The 17,561-nt window shown below is 55.6% G+C and carries 16 protein-coding genes; 8 read left to right on the top strand and 8 right to left on the bottom strand.

All coding sequences use genetic code 11. From position 1 onward, the window contains the following. Nucleotides 1-3: 3 nt before the first annotated feature. A complete protein-coding gene (locus NZD89_RS06245; RefSeq protein WP_268008406.1) occupies nucleotides 4-336 on the bottom strand; it encodes an extracellular solute-binding protein in 333 nt (110 codons plus the stop codon). A 496-nt stretch (nucleotides 337-832) separates the two neighbouring features. Between NZD89_RS06245 and NZD89_RS06240 the strand changes: the two genes are divergently transcribed. The 3 genes from NZD89_RS06240 (at nucleotide 833) to NZD89_RS06230 (ending at nucleotide 3,833) form a co-directional block, all read left to right on the top strand. Further along, on the top strand, nucleotides 833-1,768 hold the full coding sequence (locus NZD89_RS06240; RefSeq protein ID WP_268006888.1) for an HD-GYP domain-containing protein: 936 nt from the start codon (nucleotides 833-835) through the stop codon (nucleotides 1,766-1,768). Between the two features lie 13 nt (nucleotides 1,769-1,781). Then, entirely contained in the window at nucleotides 1,782-2,027 is a 246-nt protein-coding gene (locus NZD89_RS06235; RefSeq protein ID WP_268006887.1) for a hypothetical protein, read from the top strand. A 234-nt stretch (nucleotides 2,028-2,261) separates the two neighbouring features. Further along, nucleotides 2,262-3,833, top strand: coding sequence for an acetate--CoA ligase (locus NZD89_RS06230; protein WP_268006886.1), 1,572 nt, complete (start codon nucleotides 2,262-2,264; stop codon nucleotides 3,831-3,833). 72 nt (nucleotides 3,834-3,905) lie between these two features. On the opposite strand, the gene NZD89_RS06225 is transcribed toward NZD89_RS06230, so the two are convergent. The 3 genes from NZD89_RS06225 to NZD89_RS06215 form a co-directional block, all read right to left on the bottom strand. Then, nucleotides 3,906-5,198 (bottom strand): hemolysin family protein, encoded by a 1,293-nt coding sequence (locus NZD89_RS06225; RefSeq protein ID WP_431308690.1) that lies wholly within the window; start codon nucleotides 5,196-5,198, stop codon nucleotides 3,906-3,908. Between the two features lie 49 nt (nucleotides 5,199-5,247). Continuing rightward, nucleotides 5,248-5,571, bottom strand: a complete 324-nt coding sequence (locus tag NZD89_RS06220; RefSeq protein WP_268006884.1) for a DUF2653 family protein — start codon at nucleotides 5,569-5,571, stop codon at nucleotides 5,248-5,250. Between the two features lie 216 nt (nucleotides 5,572-5,787). Further along, on the bottom strand, nucleotides 5,788-8,331 hold the full coding sequence (locus tag NZD89_RS06215; RefSeq protein WP_268006882.1) for a bifunctional diguanylate cyclase/phosphodiesterase: 2,544 nt from the start codon (nucleotides 8,329-8,331) through the stop codon (nucleotides 5,788-5,790). A gap of 155 nt (nucleotides 8,332-8,486) precedes the next feature. On the opposite strand from NZD89_RS06215, the gene NZD89_RS06210 reads away from it, so the two are divergent. Then, on the top strand, nucleotides 8,487-8,909 hold the full coding sequence (locus tag NZD89_RS06210) for an acyl-CoA thioesterase (RefSeq protein ID WP_268006881.1): 423 nt from the start codon (nucleotides 8,487-8,489) through the stop codon (nucleotides 8,907-8,909). Here the strand turns inward: NZD89_RS06210 and NZD89_RS06205 are convergent. The 3 genes from NZD89_RS06205 to NZD89_RS06195 form a co-directional block, all read right to left on the bottom strand. Beyond that, on the bottom strand, nucleotides 8,898-9,992 hold the full coding sequence (locus NZD89_RS06205) for a pyridoxal phosphate-dependent aminotransferase (protein ID WP_268006880.1): 1,095 nt from the start codon (nucleotides 9,990-9,992) through the stop codon (nucleotides 8,898-8,900). The two genes, NZD89_RS06210 and NZD89_RS06205, sit on opposite strands and share 12 nt — an antisense overlap. Before the next feature lie 67 nt (nucleotides 9,993-10,059). Next, on the bottom strand, nucleotides 10,060-11,055 hold the full coding sequence (cbiB, locus tag NZD89_RS06200; RefSeq protein ID WP_268006879.1) for an adenosylcobinamide-phosphate synthase CbiB: 996 nt from the start codon (nucleotides 11,053-11,055) through the stop codon (nucleotides 10,060-10,062). A 21-nt stretch (nucleotides 11,056-11,076) separates the two neighbouring features. Further along, complete coding sequence (locus NZD89_RS06195; protein ID WP_268006878.1) at nucleotides 11,077-11,865, bottom strand: adenosylcobinamide amidohydrolase; 789 nt, start codon at nucleotides 11,863-11,865, stop codon at nucleotides 11,077-11,079. A gap of 276 nt (nucleotides 11,866-12,141) precedes the next feature. On the opposite strand from NZD89_RS06195, the gene NZD89_RS06190 reads away from it, so the two are divergent. From NZD89_RS06190 to NZD89_RS06175, 4 genes are all read left to right on the top strand, one after another. Next, the gene (locus NZD89_RS06190) at nucleotides 12,142-13,215 is read left to right on the top strand and encodes an NAD(P)H-dependent flavin oxidoreductase (RefSeq protein WP_268006877.1); all 1,074 of its coding nucleotides are present in this window, start codon (nucleotides 12,142-12,144) and stop codon (nucleotides 13,213-13,215) included. 142 nt (nucleotides 13,216-13,357) lie between these two features. After that, complete coding sequence (locus NZD89_RS06185) at nucleotides 13,358-14,161, top strand: DUF2935 domain-containing protein (protein ID WP_268006876.1); 804 nt, start codon at nucleotides 13,358-13,360, stop codon at nucleotides 14,159-14,161. 385 nt (nucleotides 14,162-14,546) lie between these two features. Continuing rightward, complete coding sequence (locus NZD89_RS06180; protein WP_268006875.1) at nucleotides 14,547-16,610, top strand: peptidoglycan D,D-transpeptidase FtsI family protein; 2,064 nt, start codon at nucleotides 14,547-14,549, stop codon at nucleotides 16,608-16,610. Between the two features lie 250 nt (nucleotides 16,611-16,860). Next, nucleotides 16,861-17,058 (top strand): cold-shock protein, encoded by a 198-nt coding sequence (locus NZD89_RS06175; protein ID WP_268006874.1) that lies wholly within the window; start codon nucleotides 16,861-16,863, stop codon nucleotides 17,056-17,058. Nucleotides 17,059-17,169: 111 nt separating this feature from the next. On the opposite strand, the gene hbs is transcribed toward NZD89_RS06175, so the two are convergent. Continuing rightward, nucleotides 17,170-17,442 (bottom strand): non-specific DNA-binding protein Hbs, encoded by a 273-nt coding sequence (hbs, locus tag NZD89_RS06170; RefSeq protein WP_268006873.1) that lies wholly within the window; start codon nucleotides 17,440-17,442, stop codon nucleotides 17,170-17,172. Between the last annotated feature and the right edge of the window lie 119 nt (nucleotides 17,443-17,561).

The following is a 17,561-nucleotide window of genomic DNA, read 5'->3' as shown; positions in this document are numbered from 1 at the left end:
CTGTTACTCTGGGTGAGGACCAACGGAAACAAGAAATTGTTCCACGCCTGGACGAATCGGAATACCGTACACCTTGCCTTCAAGGTAACCGGTTTCATAACGGATGGAAGAAACCGATTTGCCCAGTCCGGGTCTGATTTCAAGGTCAGAAGTGAGATCGTACACATCTCCTGCATCGATGTACGACTTCAGCACGCCGCCGCCCCAACCGGTAAAAATATCTGGAGGGTTGTGTGTACCTATTGCAATTTGAATCTTTTGCTTATATGGATCGTTTTCGAAGAATTGCACTGTCGACTGAATGTCTGGATGTGATTTGTTGAACGCCTGCGACATATTCTGCACAACCTGTTGCGAAGCTCCTGTTTGGATGACTCAGATAGTGATTGCGGTGCTCTTGCTCGAAGTCCCGGATGCACCGCTTGAACCATTTCCGCCGGCACCCGAATTTCCACATCCAGTGACGAGAACACTTGCCGTAAGACAACATTTGATCCCTCACCTTTTATTTGGATGTTAAACAAACTTATAAAATGATATTCGGAGCGCTAGATTAAATTCCTGCACAACGTTCCGAATATTTAATTCGATAAAATCAGAAATATTTCGACCTATCTCGGAACCTTGGATGGGAAGCATTATTTGGCGCGTATACGAATAATTTTGGGATCGTTCATATCAATGTGCGTGGCAAAACCACAACAATTGCCAACCATTAAGGTGCTGTTTTTCTACTCGTGGTTCGGCGTTTTTTGGTATGATATTCTTGCAATCATATGTAAAAAGCGGTTCTGAGTTGTGTTACTACCCTTGGGATGAGCAGGTGTTAAGTATGACAGGCGTTAAGCAACCGAACTGGCTCCGCTTTATCCCGAGTGGAGACGCCATCGAACGAGCAGAGACTGACCATACAGTGGTGTCCCTGCTATCGAGCCGCAACGGAACTGAAGTCATTCATCATGAGCTTCAGTCAGGGTGTTCGTGGGCCATTGCACCACAGAAAGACTGGAATGAGCTGGAAACCGTTTACTTGCTCTCCGGCAAACTAAGGTACGCTTCTGGTGATCTGCAAGGTATTTTGCGACCTGGAGATACGCTGTCTTGTGAGCCAGCCAGTGAGTTTATCATTTTCACGGCCGTCGAACAGACGAGCTTTCTTTATATCTGTTCAAACTACGTATTCCACCATTACAGTGAATCTACCAGGCAATTTTATAAGCTAGCGATTGAAATAGCCGAAAAGGACGGATATACAGCCCAACATTGCGAACGTATTCGCCGGCTCTCCGTACTTATCGGGGAGAAAATGGGGCTATCCACTACCGAACTGTTTTCTCTAAGTTACGGAGCGTTCTTTCACGATATCGGAAAAATAAATGTTCCGGATGAAATTCTACTAAAGCCTGGCAGACTATCGCCGGAAGAATTTGATATAATTAAACAGCACACGATTTATGGTAGGGACATTTTGAATTCATCACCCTTGCCATATCTTGCACAAGGCAGTTATATTGCAGAGCAGCATCATGAGCGCTACGACGGAAGTGGTTATCCGTATGCCTTGAAGGGAGACCAAATCTCCATAGGGGCCGCTATCGTCGCTGTCGTTGACAGTTATGATGCCATGATTTCCAATCGCCCATATCAGGGTGCGAAATCGAAATCTGCTGCCATCGAGGAGATTTTATCTCTACGAGGAAAACTGTATCACCCCAGAGTAGTCGATACGTTCTTGGAGGCAATTCGCGAATACACAGATCCAGCCTAAGGAGATGTTACGGATGAAAGCTCTACACCGCGCAGTAGTCATTGGGTCATTGTCATTGGCGTCAATCGTCACTGTACCAGCTCTCGCAAGTGCGGATACGACGGGTACAGACACGACGTCATCCATTCCGGCCAATGCTCAAACATGGACCGTAGGAGATGTATCATTCGTAGAGTGGACTGAAGGTTCACATATGTACCTCGCCATCACGACGTCGCAGGGAACCGTAATTGTAGACCCGCCGATTGTCATGTATTGATCGAAACGAATACATAGCATCACAGGGGGCTGAGGCCCCCTGTTCCTATTTCGCCGACTCCTCATCTGCCCCATATAGACATTCATTGCATGATATACCATTCCTATCCAGCATCGCAGTACCACGGCAGGCCGAGTGAACGCTGACTTACACAGTATCTCCCCCCTCTATTTGGCTCGCTATGCTATACTGAAAGCGCTATCAGAATTTTTCGTGAGTCGGGAGGTTGTTGCGTTGGGGTATAACTTTGCTTTCGAAGTCGACAAAACTGCGCGGCAGACGCCAGACAAGACGGCTGTGTATTGTGTGCGAGAGTACGGCGAGATAGAACAGCTTTCATACGACGAATTACGCCGCCGATCAAACCAGTTGGCGCGCGCCTTAATGACCAATGGGATTCACAAGGGCTCGCGGGTCCTGGTCCTGCTGCCAAAAGGTATGGAACCGTATATCGTGTACCTGGCTCTGTTGAAGACCGGAGCCACGGTCATGCCTGGCTCAGAGATGCTCCGCAGCAGCGACATCCGATATCGAGTCCACCATGCGGGAGCCACCGCCGTCATCGCGCATCACACCCTGACGGGCGAAGTCGACGACAGCCGCGTCGACTGTCCAACCCTCACTCATTTCTACAGCGTTGGAAGCGACGTACGTGGATGGACCACGCTGGCATCTCTCGTGCGCGATGTATCCGATGCGGACCTCTCTATGGAGACCGAAGACAGCGACATCGCTTTTCTTTCCTATACAAGCGGCACCACGGGGGGCCCCAAGGGTGTCGTTCACCGCTACGCGTGGCCGCGCGAACACCTCGCCGTCGCTGGGACATACTGGTTTGACGCGAAGCCGACGGATATCGCTTGGGCGACCGCTGGGCCTGGCTGGGCGAAGTGGGTGTGGAGCCCGTTCGTATCCATCCTCGGCAACGGTGCGACCGCGTTCGTGTACAAAGGACGTTTTCAGCCGGACACTTACTTGCAACTGATGCAGGACCACCGCGTCTCGCTATTGTGTGCGACTCCCACAGAGTATCGGCTGATGGCGAAGGTTCGCGACATCTCGAAATACCAAATCGCACTCCGATCCGCCTGCTCCGCCGGCGAACCCCTCAATCGCGAAGTCATCGACACGTTCGCGCGCCAATTCCAGATCACGGTGCGCGACGGCTACGGTCAGACGGAGAACAGCTTGTTGGTGGGGACGTTGCGGGACATGGAGGTTCGGGCCGGATCGATGGGAAAACCGTTTCCCGGCACACGCGTGAGTATCGTCGATGACGACGGGCATCCGCTCGCAGTTGGTGAGATTGGGCATATCGCCGTCCACAAGACACATCCGACCCTGTTCCAAGGGTATTTGGATGACGAGGAGCGCACGCGTCGGGCATATCGGGGCGAGTGGTACGTGACCGGAGACAAGGGCCGCGTGGATGAGGACGGCTACTTCTGGTTTGAAGGTCGATCCGACGACATCATCATCTCCGCAGGTTACACGATTGGCCCCTTTGAGGTGGAAGACGCGTTGGTGAAGCATCCAAAAGTGGCCGAGTGCGCCGTCGTTGCAAGTCCCGACGCGGAGCGCGGGCATATCGTCAAAGCGTTTGTGATTCTGCGCAACCCGGATGACGCCGAGGACCAGAACATAGTTGCTGAGCTTCAGGAGCACGTCAAACGGACGACGGCACCGTACAAATACCCGCGAGCTATCGTGTTCGTCGATTCGCTCCCCAAGACCAACAGTGGCAAAATTCGGCGCATCGAGCTGCGCCAAATGGAGGAGTCTGCAGCCGCCTCTTTCGAAGGCTAAATTGCAATCCGGCCAAAACGAGACGCCCCCTGCCGCCTTCGTCGATAGGCGGCAGGCGGCGCCATCCCCACTTTAGGAGGGATTCGGGCCGCTGATGCGAACCCTTGTGACGCGCCCTTGTTCCGCTCGCTCGACAGTAAACGTAAACTCGCCTTGGACCACCGAATCCCCTTGTTCCGGAATCTTGCGCAGGCGGGAGATGACGAAGCCGCCGACGGTGTCCACATCGATAGGATGGAACGCAAGCCCCAGCAAATCGACCACTTCATCCATGAGAAGTCGCCCGTCTACCGAGTACTCTTGCCCCAATTTCACCACGGGTGCCAGTTCGTCGTCGAATTCGTCTTGGATTTCGCCCACCAACTCCTCAATGATATCCTCCATGGTGACGAGCCCCGCAGTGCCGCCATACTCGTCCACGACGATGGCAATCTGCGTCCTGGACTTTTGCATGTCGCGCAACACATCGTGAATTTCTGTGGTCTCTGGAACTTTGATCATCGGCCTGATGCAATCCATGACGTTCCGTCCGCTCTCCCTCACGTACATGTCCTTCACGTGGATATAACCGATGATATGGTCCTTGTCGCCGTCGGCCACCGGGTACCGGGTGTGCTCATGCTCGGTGATTAGACGCATGATTTCCTGCTCGGAAGCATCCGCAGAAATGGCAATGATGTCGACGCGCGGGATCATGATCTCCCGAGCAATCCTGTCTGAGTACTCGAAAATGTTGTCGAGCAACGCCATTTCAGTGCTGTCAATCAAGCCGCTCTTGTGGCTCTCATTCATCAAAATTCGCAGCTCATGCTCCGTATAGGCCTCTCCGTCTTCTTCTGTGACATTCATTCCACTAAATCTGAGGAAAGCGTTGGCGGAGCCGTTGAACACCCAGATAAACGGGTACATGAGCTTGCTGAGGACGGATAGAACTGGCGCGGCATTGAGCACTACTGCGTCCGAACGATGAATGGCGAGTGATTTCGGCGTCATTTCACCCAGGACGATATGAACATAGGTGATGACCACAAAGCTCACGATGTACGAGATGGTGTCGACGGCATCGCCTAGGCCAACTCGCGTGAGTGGGCCCTCCAATAGGTGCGCCACCGTCGGTTCCCCGATCCAACCGAGCCCCAGCGACGTCAGCGTAATCCCAAGTTGACAGACGGATAGATACGTATGTAAGTGGGCGATGACACCCTTCGCCATTCTGGCTCGCTTGTGGCCCTGCGTGACCAGTTCGTCGATCCGACTCGAACGCACCTTGACCAGGCCGAACTCGGCGGCTACGAAAAACCCGTTCAGAAATACCAACACGAAAATCAGGATGATATTGACCAGTGCTGAAGTACTGTTCAACAACTTGCCCCTGGTGGGGGACTTCACCTCCGTTCAGACAGGTGGCCGCAAATCACAAATAGCGCACTTGCGCGTAGACTCCGCGATGGTCAGAAAACTGTAGTTCCACGTGTGTCACATTGTTCTTTGCGCTGCGATACCGCTCGCGCTCGGCCACGTACTCTTGAATCGCGTCAACGAGATCTAACTGTTGCATGGAATTCTCACGAACGCCTCGAACCGTGATATCTGCGCCGAACCCATCCTCGTCGCTAAACGTCAACTGAACCACGACGTCCTGCGGCATGCAATTGAGTCGATTGGCGATAAAGTCACAACACGCGTCTGCGATATCTGGTTCGCTCAACTCGATGTCTCGCCGATTTCGCCCAAACATCAAACCCCTCCTCACGTCCTTCCCCAGAGACGATCGCGCGTCGGAATCGTACCGTGTAGATGGCGGACGGTCGCCGCTCGCGGTGATGGCCTCGCCGCGACCTGTAAAAAGCAGCCGAGGTGCGGTTGCATCAAAATAGTATCTCCAATGTGATAGATTCGGATGCCGTAAATTTCACCTTGCCAAAGTAAACGTACGAGTGCCCTCGCGGCCGACTCATGCGTATGTGCGGACAATATCCTCCGGCGCCATCGGTCTGGCCAACAAGTAACCTTGAATCTCGTCGCACCCCTGTGCCGTTAAGAAGTCCAGCTCCACCTGCGACTCCACGCCCTCGGCTACCACGCGCATGCAAAGGCTGTGACCAAGCTGGATGATGGCCGTCACGATGTCGGGCTTTTGGTGATCTTGAACGAAACTCTGGTCAATCTTCAGGAAATCCACAGGGAATTTGCGCAAGAGGTTCAGCGAGCTGTGCCCGATGCCAAAGTCATCAATCGATACGGTCACGCCGATATCTCCGAGCTCTTGGAGTTTTGCGAAAACGTGCGCTTCTGTCGCGTGCTGCATCAGTGCCGTTTCCGTGATCTCGATGTCGATGAGGCCGGCCTTGACGCCGTACTGCTCGATGGTTCGGCGGAGCCTGTCTCCGAAATCAAACTGCTGAAAGTGAATCTGTGAGATATTCACACTCACAGGTATCTCGAGCCCGTGGCGGGCCCACACCTGAATTTGCCGACAGACTTCACGGAGTACCCACTCGTCGACGCTGCTGATGAGCCCCGCCTGTTCGGCCACTGGGATGAAATCGCCTGGGGAAATGAGCATTTCCCGCGGATGATTCCACCGAATTAACGCCTCGACGCCAGTGATGCGGCCGTCAGCTGCGTGAAACTTTGGTTGATAGACCATGTAGAACTGCTCTTGGTCGATGGCGCTCTGAATGTCACTTTCCATGACCAGTCGGTCATACGTGACAAATTTCATGTTTGGATCAAATCGTTTGATGTTGTTCCGCCCGCTGTTTTTCGCCGTGTACAACGCGGTGTCCACATTGCTGAGCAACGCTTCGACGTCACATTCCGCATCGGGCGACAAGTACGTTCCGATACTCGAGGTCACGCGCAAGTTGTGCCCGTCGATGTGGACCAATTTGTCGGACAGCCGCAAAACCCGCTCGGCCACGGCCATCACGTCTTGCTCCGTAGTCACGTCTGGCACAATCACCGCGAACTCATCACCGCCAAGGCGAGAAAAGAGCGCTCGTGTGTCGAGGCATGAACTCACCCGGCGCACATACTCTACGAGAACCTTGTCGCCAAACGTGTGCCCCAAGGTGTCGTTGATCCACTTAAACCGGTCGAGATCGAGAAAGATAAGTCCGACCTGCTCTCCCGCCTGGACCGCAGAGCGCAGCCTATCCATAAAATAACGACGGTTCGGCAGCCCTGTAAGTGGATCCGTATTGGCCAATGCGTGCAGCTTGGCCGCATGCTGATGTCGAACGATGGCCAGTCCCGCCAAGTGTGAGAAGGTCTTCAGCGCTTCCATGACCTCCCCTGTGGGTTGCTTTCTCGTCTTGTAGTAGACACCGAATGTCCCAACGACTTGGTGGTCATCGGACAAAATCGGCACCGCGAAGCATGCGCGCAGCCCTTCGGCGCGAGCCAGGGAGCGATAATTCTGCCACAGGGGATCCACTTCGATATCCGTGACGACGACCGGTTTGTTGTTGTAAGCGGCTGCCCCATAACTTCCGGCATTGGGGTTTATCGGCACCGCGTCCAAGGCGCCGATGTATTGCATCGATAGCTTATCCGAACAAGCTGCAGGCAGCAGGGCGTCACCGCGTTCACTGACCAGCATGATGCACGGGATACAGTCCTCGAACAGCTCTCCGGCGCACTCTGTGATCTGCTGTAGAACGTGCTCGACGTCGTCACCGGCCGCAATCGATTCCGACACGGATTTTTGGACGAGCAAGAGTTTCTCCTTGTGACGAATCGACGTGATGTCTTTGGCGATGCCGTAGATGCCGACAACCTGGCCATCCACTGTGATGGGCAAGCTGGTGACATTCAACACGACCCGCTCTCCCGAGCGGTGAATGATGGTGACATCATGATTGCTAGGCTCCCCGCGGCACGCACGGACAAAATTCTGGTTGACGACCGCTAACTCCACAGGGGCTATCAGGGGATAAAACGCAGTTCCCTGGAGTGCCTCAACAGCGTAACCGGAAACGCGCTCGCACGCCTTGTTCACTTCCACGAAACGGCCTTCAAGATCCAGTGCAAAGACCGCGTCGGCGTTATATTCAAAAAGGGATTTGTAGACTTGTTCACTTCGATGAATTTGCGCCTGAATCCGGCGCTCCTGGGTGATGTTTCGGGCGCACAGGAGGACCCACTGAAGCTCCCCGGCGCCGTCCGCTTTCGGAATGACGTCCACCGCTAGGAAGAGCGGCCCAGATTCCTCGTGTAAGCATCGCCACTTTGCGTGGCGGACTCCGCTCGCGGGCGCGTTTCGGACGTCGGTCAGTAAGCGTTCGAATTGAACGACATCCTCCGGATGGATGTGCTCTCGCAGCGGTGTACCAATGAGACCATGTCCTGTCACGCCAAGGTTCCGATACACGGACGGCGACGCTTCGCAAATGCATCCATCGGGGGAAAGGACCACTAGCAAGTCCGATATGTATTCCATGACCGCCGTCGAGACATCTCTGATATCCAAACGCAGTGGCCCATTTGAGACCATTTTCACCGACTCCAATAATGACAGAAATTCAATTCATATGATCGAGATGGTGATATGTTTTCTCTGTCATTCTCCAGGTTCCTTCTAAATTCGACCTTCGCTTTCTCATTCTCCCTTGTTAGGATAGAGATTATCTTTGGTCCAGGAGTGAAGACATGTTTACTCGATTGATTCAGGTGCGCTTTTCCGAATGTGATGGCCTCGGGCACGTCAACAACACACAATATTTGAACTATATGGAAGATGCCCGAATTGACGTGTTCCGACTGTTTAACCCGTCGCTCTCCCTCGACAAGTGGAACTTGATTGTCGCCTCCACCCGCTGCGACTTTCTGGCACAAGTCACCTATGCACAACAATTGACGGTCACCACGTGGATCCCACGCATTGGCAACTCCAGTTTCTCCGTGCACCACGCGATTCAAGACGAAAGTGGCGCCTGGGTCGCGCGAGCAGAGGGCAGCCTGATTGCCTACGACTACGAAAAACAGTGCGCGATGCCCATCTGGGAAGAAGCCAGAGCAGCACTCGGGGAGCACGCCGTCGGCCCGCTTGGGGTCCCTGACTTACGGAATTGACCGGTCCAGTCCGTCCATCGCGTCCGCCACGGCCTGCCGCAACCGTACGTTGTCGGCGTGCGAGCGAATCGCAAAGCGCACGTAGCGGGCGCCAAGACCTTGGAAATCATCACAGCGTCGACAGAAGATCCCCTGCTCGACGAGCGCTTGCACGACCTTTTGTGCTACCTCCGTCGACCGAAAGTCGACGAGGAAAAAGTTCGCGCCTGGCGCATGCCAGATGAGCCGCATATCCGCACCCCAAGTGTTCTCGAGATACACCTTCTCCTCCTCGAGCCACCTGTGTGTCGCCTCGAGGAAAGCCGCGTCTTCATACGCCGCGCAAGCCGCTGCCTGCGCCAGTGCATTCACGCTCCAGCCGTCGCGATTGCGCTCGATTTCGCGCACAAACTCCTCGTGTCCGACGCCGAAGCCAAAGCGCAGGCCAGGGATGGAGTAGATTTTGGTGGCGGATCTGACGACGAACAACCGCTCTGCCACGGCAGCGTCCGCGATGGCGGAAATCTCTCGTCCGTCCGGCAGAAAGTCAATAAACGACTCGTCGATGACGACAAACACCCCTCGCCCACACCAGCGCTCCACGCACGCCTTCAAGGTCGGCCACGGCCACACGCTGCTCGTCGGGTTGTGCGGGGTGTTGATAACGACCAGATGGCCCGGCTGAAGTTGCCGGTCGAGGGCTTCCAGCGGCAGTGACCACGCTCCGTCCGCGCGCGTCAAAGAAAGAGCGGTCGGCATGGAACCCACGCGACGAGCGATGTCTGCGTACTCGGAGAACGCCGGATTTAACACGAACGTCCGCGACGGGCGCACCGCGCGAAACACGAGCTCCATCACCTCAGTCGCCCCATTGCCACAGAGCACGGACGACGCCCGCAGACCGTGCGCTCGCGCGACGACTTCCTTGACCGCAAAATGCCTGGCGTCAGGGTAGTGGACCACGTGGGGTAACGCCCTTTCTATCGCCACGAGGACCCGCTGTGGAGGTCCAAGCGGATTGATATTCGCGCTAAAATCCAACACGCTCGCCAAATCGATCCCGTGCGTATCCGCATACTCGTACACTTTTCCGCCGTGTGCCATGTGACTCTCCTCACTAGATGAATGAAATGCCGTACCTTCTGTCGCACGGTTCTGTTCAAAGCGGCCGTTACGCGCCCCACGGGCGCACGCCCTCTGCAAAGCCCCACCAGACGCCAGCAGCGACGAGAGCGGCTGCGAACAACACCCACGAAACGGCGCTGACCAGGTGTGCCGTCCTCCGAATGTCCGCGGACTCGAGAGAACGCGTGGCGTCGCCCATCGTCGCGCGATTGGACAGTACGCCATCGTATACGTTTTGACCGCCCAACTGCACGCCAAGTGCGCCCGCCACCATCGATTCGGGGATGCCACTGTTGGGACTGGGGTGTAAGTGCGCATCCCGGCGCCAGGTGCGCCAGGCCCGGTGGGCATGGCCCTTGCACAGGGCGATGGCGACAAACAAGAGAAGCGCCGTCAACCGCGCAGGAACGTAGTTCAACAGGTCGTCCAACCGCGCCGACGACCAGCCGAAATGGCGATGGCGCGCACTCCTGTACCCGACCATCGAATCCAGTGTATTCGCGGCGCGATAGGCCATCGCTAAGGGCGCACCACCGATGCAGCCGAACACCACTGGGGACACAATCGCATCGACGATGTTCTCCGCGAGCGTCTCCACACAGGCGCGGGTCACCTCGGCCTCGTCGAGATGTGCCGTGTCGCGCCCGACAATCATTGCGACAGCCGCGCGTCCGGCCTCGATGCCATCGCGTTGAAGCGCCTTTTGTACAGACTGTCCGGCCTTAAGGAGCCCGCGCCACGCGATGGTCGTCGAAATCAGCCACACGTTCGCCAGGATGGCGAGCCACGGCGAGACAAAGTGCAGCAGATAGAGAATCAACCAGGTGAGGGCACCCGCGCCGACGACGGTCGCAACCGTCAACATGCTCCCAAGTATGCGCGAACGCACAAACGCCGACGGATGTTGATTCCACGACTCGTCGATACACTTAATCCACCTGCCGATGAGGACGACCGGGTGGGGGATGCGGGGCGGATCGCCGACTAGATAGTCAATCAGGAGCGCAACACCTGTAAACAGACAGGGGTTCAACCAATCCATGAAACTACGACCTCCCTGTCATCACAATGGGTCGATATGACGCAGGGCGTACCCGGCGGGCGTTTGTGCCGCGAGTAGTCGGGCCCGGTATTTCGCGCCAGAATCTAGTACCCCATGGTACACCGTCTTGGCCAGCGCTCGCCCGAATGGCGTGGCAAGCCCGGTGTACGCCACGGGCGTGCAACCGGGCGTGCGGTCGGAACCGATGACGATGGCGTCCGACGTCGTCCCGGTCGCCGGATGCTGGTGCGACCGCGTGAGAATGCCCATCTCGGACAGGGCAGACGCTTTCGCCTCGGTCGCGGTCATCACGGCGTTCACCAAGGCGCCGTCTGTCAACCAGCCATGGACGACGCTGATGATGTTGATGGTGCCAATCGTGCGTTTGACGCGCACGTCATCGATTTCGTCGACGTCCTGTACACTCGCCGCATTGCCAAATCCACACGTGACGACCGTGAGGAGTTCCCAACCGTCGCCTTGTGCACTGACAAAACTCGCGTCGGCGACGCGCACGGCAGTCATCAGGGCGAGGGAATCCTCGGGGCGGATGCCGCGATTGACAAGGCGCTCGACGAGGTCGTTCGCCGGATCTACTCTCGCATAGTCCGACTCCACCTGAAAGTTGAACAGGTGGCGCACATCGCAAAGTCCGCCGCCCACGACAGCCGAACTCATCGCCCGAATGCGATACGGGCTCTCGAGGTGTAGCCCATCCGAATGCTCGCGGATGCGAATTCTGCCAGGCCCCCACCAATCGGGTGTCGTCTGTCCTTCTGACGGGTGGAGAAACGTCCACGTACTCCTCAACCGCTGTCGCCTCCAGCTTTAGATTGTGATCGACGCCTCAAAGGTGTCATCCTCCGTGCGGCGCTTTTGGTCATTGTAAGCAACGTCACCTGTGTTCGTGCCCATCCCTACGAGCCTATCTTCCCATTCTAGCACGACAGGCGAGTTGCAAGAGACAAATGAACCGGTGTGCTACACTAGGCGTAAAGCCTATGAGCGAATTGCCATCCACCCCTAATCGCTGTTGCAAACGCAACCATCGCGAGTGAGAACTGCATCCTGACGGAGGTGTTCCAGATGTCCTCTTTGTTCACGCCACTGTGCACGCTCATTCAAACGCGGTTTCCAATCATTCAAGCGCCGATGGCGGGCGGTCCGACGACGCCAGCGCTCGTCGCGTCCGTGTCCAATTCCGGCGCGCTCGGATCACTTGGCGCAGGGTACATGACTCCGGAAGCCATCCGAGAGGCCATCCACGAAATTAAGCGACGCACCGATAGGCCGTTTGGTGTGAATTTATTCATCCCGTCCGACGCGTCTCTGGCGGTGCCCGACCTCGCACCTATGAAACAGTTCCTCTCGCAGATACACCCCGCAAGCGAAGCACAATTTGGCGCTATCGAAATCCCCTCCTTCGAGGATCAACTCGCGGTCGTCCTCGCAGAAGAGGTACCTGTGTTCAGCTTCACGTTCGGCCAACTCGGCGGCGATGTGGTGCGTGAATTGCAAAACCGCGGTACGGCCGTCGTCGGCACAGCGACCACCGTCGAGGAGGCCTTCGCACTCCAAGCGTCCGGTGTCGATGCGGTCGTCGCTCAGGGGTACGAGGCGGGCGGCCACCGTGGAACGTTCCTCCACCAAGTGGAGACCTCACTCGTCGGAACGATGGCCCTCATCCCACAAATCGTGAACCAACTGCACGTTCCTGTGATCGCCTCCGGCGGCATCATGGATGGGCGCGGAATCGCCGCAAGTCTCATGCTCGGCGCTGCAGGGGTTCAACTCGGGACCGCTTTTCTCGTCGCGCAGGAAAGTGGTGCGCACCCGGCATACAAGCGGGCCGTAGTGGAGAGTGGAGCGTCAGACACGGTACTGACCAACGGATTCTCCGGCAAAGTGGCACGTGCCATTCGCAATCATTTTACGGAAGAGATCCGCGAGTTTCCGGGCGAAATCCCACCGTATCCCATGCAAAACAGCCTCACGCGCCCTTTGCGCAACTGGGCTGCTAAACGAAGCGACACGGATTACATGTCGCTGTTCGCCGGGCAAGGTGCAGCCATGGGTCGGGAGATCCCAGCGGCCGAACTCGTTCACCAGTTGGTCGAGGAGACAAAAGCTTCCCTGCTCCGCGGCAGCGAGCTTTTGTAACGACGTCCGCCATCGGCACTCGGGTCAGCCAATGCCGTTTCTTTCCCTACTCGCGCGTCCTTCCCACGCGCGACGCCAACCGAGTCACCAGCCTAGACTCGCCGTCATACATTGATGCGACGAATGGAGGGACTCCAAAGAGATGGACTACGTCAAACTAGCTCTGTTTGAACACCGATTCTGGCTGCAAATATTAGGCGATCACGCCCGATTCATCCACACCAGCTTAGCCCCGACAGAGGAATCGGACATCCGCCGAGCAGAATCGTTTATCGCTCGCTTCGATACATTGCTCGAAGAGGCGCGGGGCGATGTCTCGGCGCCATCCCTCTCTGCATTAAATCAGCGCGCTCGCCGCTACGCCACGAAGTTGCGCGCATACAAGCTTCATCTCCTCGAACGGCATCTCGTCGGCAAGATCTCGACCAGCCTGCCGCCGACGTTTTTGAATCATATGGTCAACGAAATCGAAGAGTATCTGCGCATTTTGGCTTGCCTCTGCGAAGGTGAAACGCCACCGCCACTTCATCCCGTCCACCATCACCTGCTGTGGCTCCACGATGCGTCCGGACACGCGGCGACCCTCGCGCAACAAGCCGATCCCACCGAGCAGAACTTCGCACACAAGAGCGAGGCATTTCGCAAACAATTCGAGGCGTTCTACCTGAAGGCGGTCGAATTCGCCGGGTACCTGCGCACGCAGTTAGACCAGTTCCCAGCGCTCTCGAAGTTTAACCTGGACGTCGGCCTCGAGATGAAACTATTTTGCGAGTTTCTCGGAGAACTTGAAGAACTGCGCCTCTCCCACGAACTGCTTGGCGCCCTCGAACCGCTGCTTCCCGACCACATGGCGCGCGAGGAGTGTTATTACCTGCTCAAACTCGCGGAAGTCACGGAACTGAAGACACCGAATTGCGATCCGGCAACCCCCCGCGTCAAGGCGTGAGCTTTTCGACAAAAAGTTCGATTTGTCGATTCCGCCCCCATCTGCTCGCTTGGGTCGCTATAATGAAGAGGACAACTCACCTGTCGCCGTTCACCAAGTTGGCGATAGATCTGCACCACAGGTGTACAGCGATTTCCAACGCTCACATAGATTGAGATCATTTCCCCGTTGAAACAAGGTCGTTTTTAACGGACACTGGGTATGTCGTCGCAATCTGGACAATAGGCATCATAGAGGGTTTTGTGCTAGGTGCTAGGTGCTCGTTCCACTTGGTCGACGCCAAACCCAACCACTTATCGCGTTTCAATCACTTTTCTAACACGAGCAAAAGACCGCTCTTCGGGGGCAAGCCCGCCCGCGAGGTGCCACGACGAGGTATGATTGGATGAATAACAAGCCGAAAACAATAAAAAAGATGCTCCGCATCAACGTCGTGTATTCGATTATTTTTTTGTCGTTCACCGGCCTTGTGTTGCGCGCGGCGTACGTCGAAATCGCCAAAGGCCCGACGTTTCGCAACGCCGAGGTGAACACGCAATTCGTCACAGTGGCGGAAGCGCCGCAGCGCGGTTGGATTTATGACGCAAACGGCCAGGTTCTCGCCTGGGACACGCCATCCGACAACATCGTGTTGGACAACTTCACAACCATCCCGTCAAACACCTTGCACAACATCGCCAACCAGTTGGCACCGGTGTTAAACGAGACACCACAAAAGCTGTATCACACGATGACCACCGACAAGACAGACCTGCAGATTCCGCTGGCGACGAACGCGACGGAGAGTCAGATTGCATATGTGGTCGAGCACAATTCCGATTTGCCGAATGTCGAGATCACGCAAACCTATCAACGTCAGTACCCAGAAGGCGACTTGGCGGGCCAAGTGCTAGGGTATGTCGGCAGCATTACCGCCCAGAACAAGTCCACCTATGTCGATAAAGACCACTATTTAATCAGTCAAAAAGTCGGTGTCACCGGAATTGAAGAGGAGTACGAGTCGACGCTGCAAGGTAAAGCCGGGGACGAGATGCTCACGGTCGATCCCTCCACAGGCGCGGTTCAAACCGTCGGTTCCGCACCGCCTGCGCTCGCGGGTGACAACATTCAGCTCACCCTGGATGGCCACCTCCAAGCGGATGCGCAAAATATCGTCATGAACCTGATCAAGCAGCAAAACGACCAGGGGATTATCACCAACGCGTCCGCCGTGATGCTCAACGTGAAAACCGGCGGCGTCCTTTCCATGGTCAGTTACCCGTATCTGAATCCCAACTGGTTTACCGATGGCAAGCCGATTACAAATGCCGAAGCAAATTATCTAAATTCGGGTGCAGAGGTAAACTACGCGATTCAAGATAGGCAGAACCCAGGGTCCACCGTGAAGCCTGCCAATCTGCTCACCGCCTTCAAACAAGGGGCGATGTCGCCTGACTCCACACTGTACGATGCCGGCCTTTTGTACATCGGTAAAACCCGGCTGAATGAGGACATGAACATGGTGTTCGGCGAACTGGATCCCATTCGCGCCATCGCCGTCTCCAGTGACGTGTTCTTCTATCAGGTCGGGTTGCAACTCGGAAAGTGGTTCGGGAGCAGCGCCTCGAGCGGCGGCAGTTATCCGCCGAGCGATGGAAGCTATCAACACTACTTAAACACCGACTTTGCAAAAGGAATTAACGAGCTCTTCCAGGGCGAATGGGATTTTGGCTTAGGGCCGAAAACCGGGATTGACCTGCCGAACGAAATCGGGGGACAATTCTACATTTACGACACCCAACAAGGGCTCACCGTCCCGTATGACCTCCAGCAGAGCGAGGCGTCCATCAAGAAGACCGGGGAATACCCAAACAACGGTACACCCGCGAGCTTGGCGGAGGGCGGTATCGGGCAGTCGCAAGAGTTTACGACCATGCAATTGGCGACGTACGCGATGACGTTGGCCAACAACGGCAAGAAACTGCAGCCACACTTGCTAGATAAGGTGTACAACTCGAGTGACACGCCAACGAATGGCGCTAAACCCGTGTCTACGTACAAGACCAAGGTCACGGGCCAGGTAAGTGGATCAGCGCAAGATTACGCGCTCATCCGGCAGGCGATGTACGACGTGACCACCGGAGGAGAAGACGCGACGGCAAACGGACTGTTCAACAATTCGCCTTATCAAGTGGCGGCGAAAACCGGTACAGCCCAGATCACGATTCACGGTCAAAAGACGGACAACTCGGTGTTCATCTGCTATGCGCCGCTAAACAACCCACAAGTGGCGATGGCCGTAATGATTCCTGGCGGTGGTTACGGTGCATCGCTCGCCGGCGTCATCGCGAAACAGATGCTCGACGCGTACTTCGACGAGCACCACGCGTCGTTCATGCCGAAGCAGGATTGGACGAATACCCAAATTCCGTCCAACTGGGCGTCCTCACCGGCCAACCAGTTGCCATAAACGCTATGTTTTCGCCAAGGGGCAGCTTCGATGTACACACGACATCGGAGCTGCCCTTCTTTTATGGGCCCATCGGCGCACAGGGGCGGATCGAGAATCAAGTGGACGGGATATACACGAAGGTGTCAGCATTGCTTTCAGGAGGAATCTTGACACGGGATTTATCCGATTACAGATATTTCGACAGCCTTTGCAGCTCACTCGTCATATACTCAGTCTCATACAATTCCGTCAAATGAGGGACAGACAGATGATCGAAGGGACTGTGAAGTGGTTTAACTCCGAGAAGGGTTTGGGGGTCATTCAGGCTGAGGACGGGAACGACGTATTCGTGCACGCCACCGCCATCTGTAATGGCTGCCCATTTCTCGAGCACGGGCAGCGCGTGAGCTTTTCCATCATCGATAGTTCAGACGGGCCTCAGGCCGCCAACGTCGTGAAGTACTGACCGACCGGTGGCGCATTCGCCGGGCACGAAAAGCCATGAAACTTAGAAAGGGGGCACCCCTCCGTCATCGACCATGACGTTCGGGGTGCCCCCTTTGCACTTACTTCTTAATTACTTTACTTTTTCTTTCAGATTGTTACCCGGTTTAAATGCCGGTACAGTAGAAGCCGGGATTTCGATGACTTCACCCGTCTGTGGGTTACGACCTGAACGAGCGGCGCGTGCGCGGGTCTCAAACGTGCCAAAACCAATGATTTGAACCTTCTCACCTGCACCGAGTGCTTCTTCGATGGTTTCGAAAATCGCGTTTACCGTCGCTTCACTGTCTTTTTTCGTAAGTCCAGTCTTTTCTGCTGTCTTGTTAATCAAATCTTGTTTGTTCAAATGAACAACCTCCTGCAATGAAAACGTATTAGTGCTTTGTTTGCCACTGTTACCGTGTTTTTTAAGACCCAATTGCGTGCAGTTTATCATGATCCGGGCTTGTACACAATCCATTCCTT

Source organism: Alicyclobacillus fastidiosus (assembly GCF_026651875.1).
GTDB classification, from domain to species: domain Bacteria; phylum Bacillota; class Bacilli; order Alicyclobacillales; family Alicyclobacillaceae; genus Alicyclobacillus; species Alicyclobacillus fastidiosus.
Note: the sequence above shows the minus strand (reverse complement) of the source record. Positions and strands in the feature narration are given on the sequence as shown.

What these genes read in the sequence shown, in the direction of transcription:
- NZD89_RS06240 (WP_268006888.1), top strand. Translation starts at nt 833, where the DNA reads ATGACAGGCGTTAAGCAACCGAACTGGCTCCGCTTTATCCCGAGTGGA.
- cbiB (WP_268006879.1), bottom strand. Translation starts at nt 11,055, where the DNA reads ATGGATTGGTTGAACCCCTGTCTGTTTACAGGTGTTGCGCTCCTGATT.
- NZD89_RS06185 (WP_268006876.1), top strand. Translation starts at nt 13,358, where the DNA reads ATGGACTACGTCAAACTAGCTCTGTTTGAACACCGATTCTGGCTGCAA.
- NZD89_RS06210 (WP_268006881.1), top strand. Translation starts at nt 8,487, where the DNA reads ATGTTTACTCGATTGATTCAGGTGCGCTTTTCCGAATGTGATGGCCTC.
- NZD89_RS06220 (WP_268006884.1), bottom strand. Translation starts at nt 5,571, where the DNA reads ATGTTTGGGCGAAATCGGCGAGACATCGAGTTGAGCGAACCAGATATC.
- NZD89_RS06235 (WP_268006887.1), top strand. Translation starts at nt 1,782, where the DNA reads ATGAAAGCTCTACACCGCGCAGTAGTCATTGGGTCATTGTCATTGGCG.
- NZD89_RS06180 (WP_268006875.1), top strand. Translation starts at nt 14,547, where the DNA reads ATGAATAACAAGCCGAAAACAATAAAAAAGATGCTCCGCATCAACGTC.
- NZD89_RS06245 (WP_268008406.1), bottom strand. Translation starts at nt 336, where the DNA reads ATGTCGCAGGCGTTCAACAAATCACATCCAGACATTCAGTCGACAGTG.
- NZD89_RS06205 (WP_268006880.1), bottom strand. Translation starts at nt 9,992, where the DNA reads ATGGCACACGGCGGAAAAGTGTACGAGTATGCGGATACGCACGGGATC.
- NZD89_RS06215 (WP_268006882.1), bottom strand. Translation starts at nt 8,331, where the DNA reads ATGGTCTCAAATGGGCCACTGCGTTTGGATATCAGAGATGTCTCGACG.
- NZD89_RS06190 (WP_268006877.1), top strand. Translation starts at nt 12,142, where the DNA reads ATGTCCTCTTTGTTCACGCCACTGTGCACGCTCATTCAAACGCGGTTT.
- NZD89_RS06175 (WP_268006874.1), top strand. Translation starts at nt 16,861, where the DNA reads ATGATCGAAGGGACTGTGAAGTGGTTTAACTCCGAGAAGGGTTTGGGG.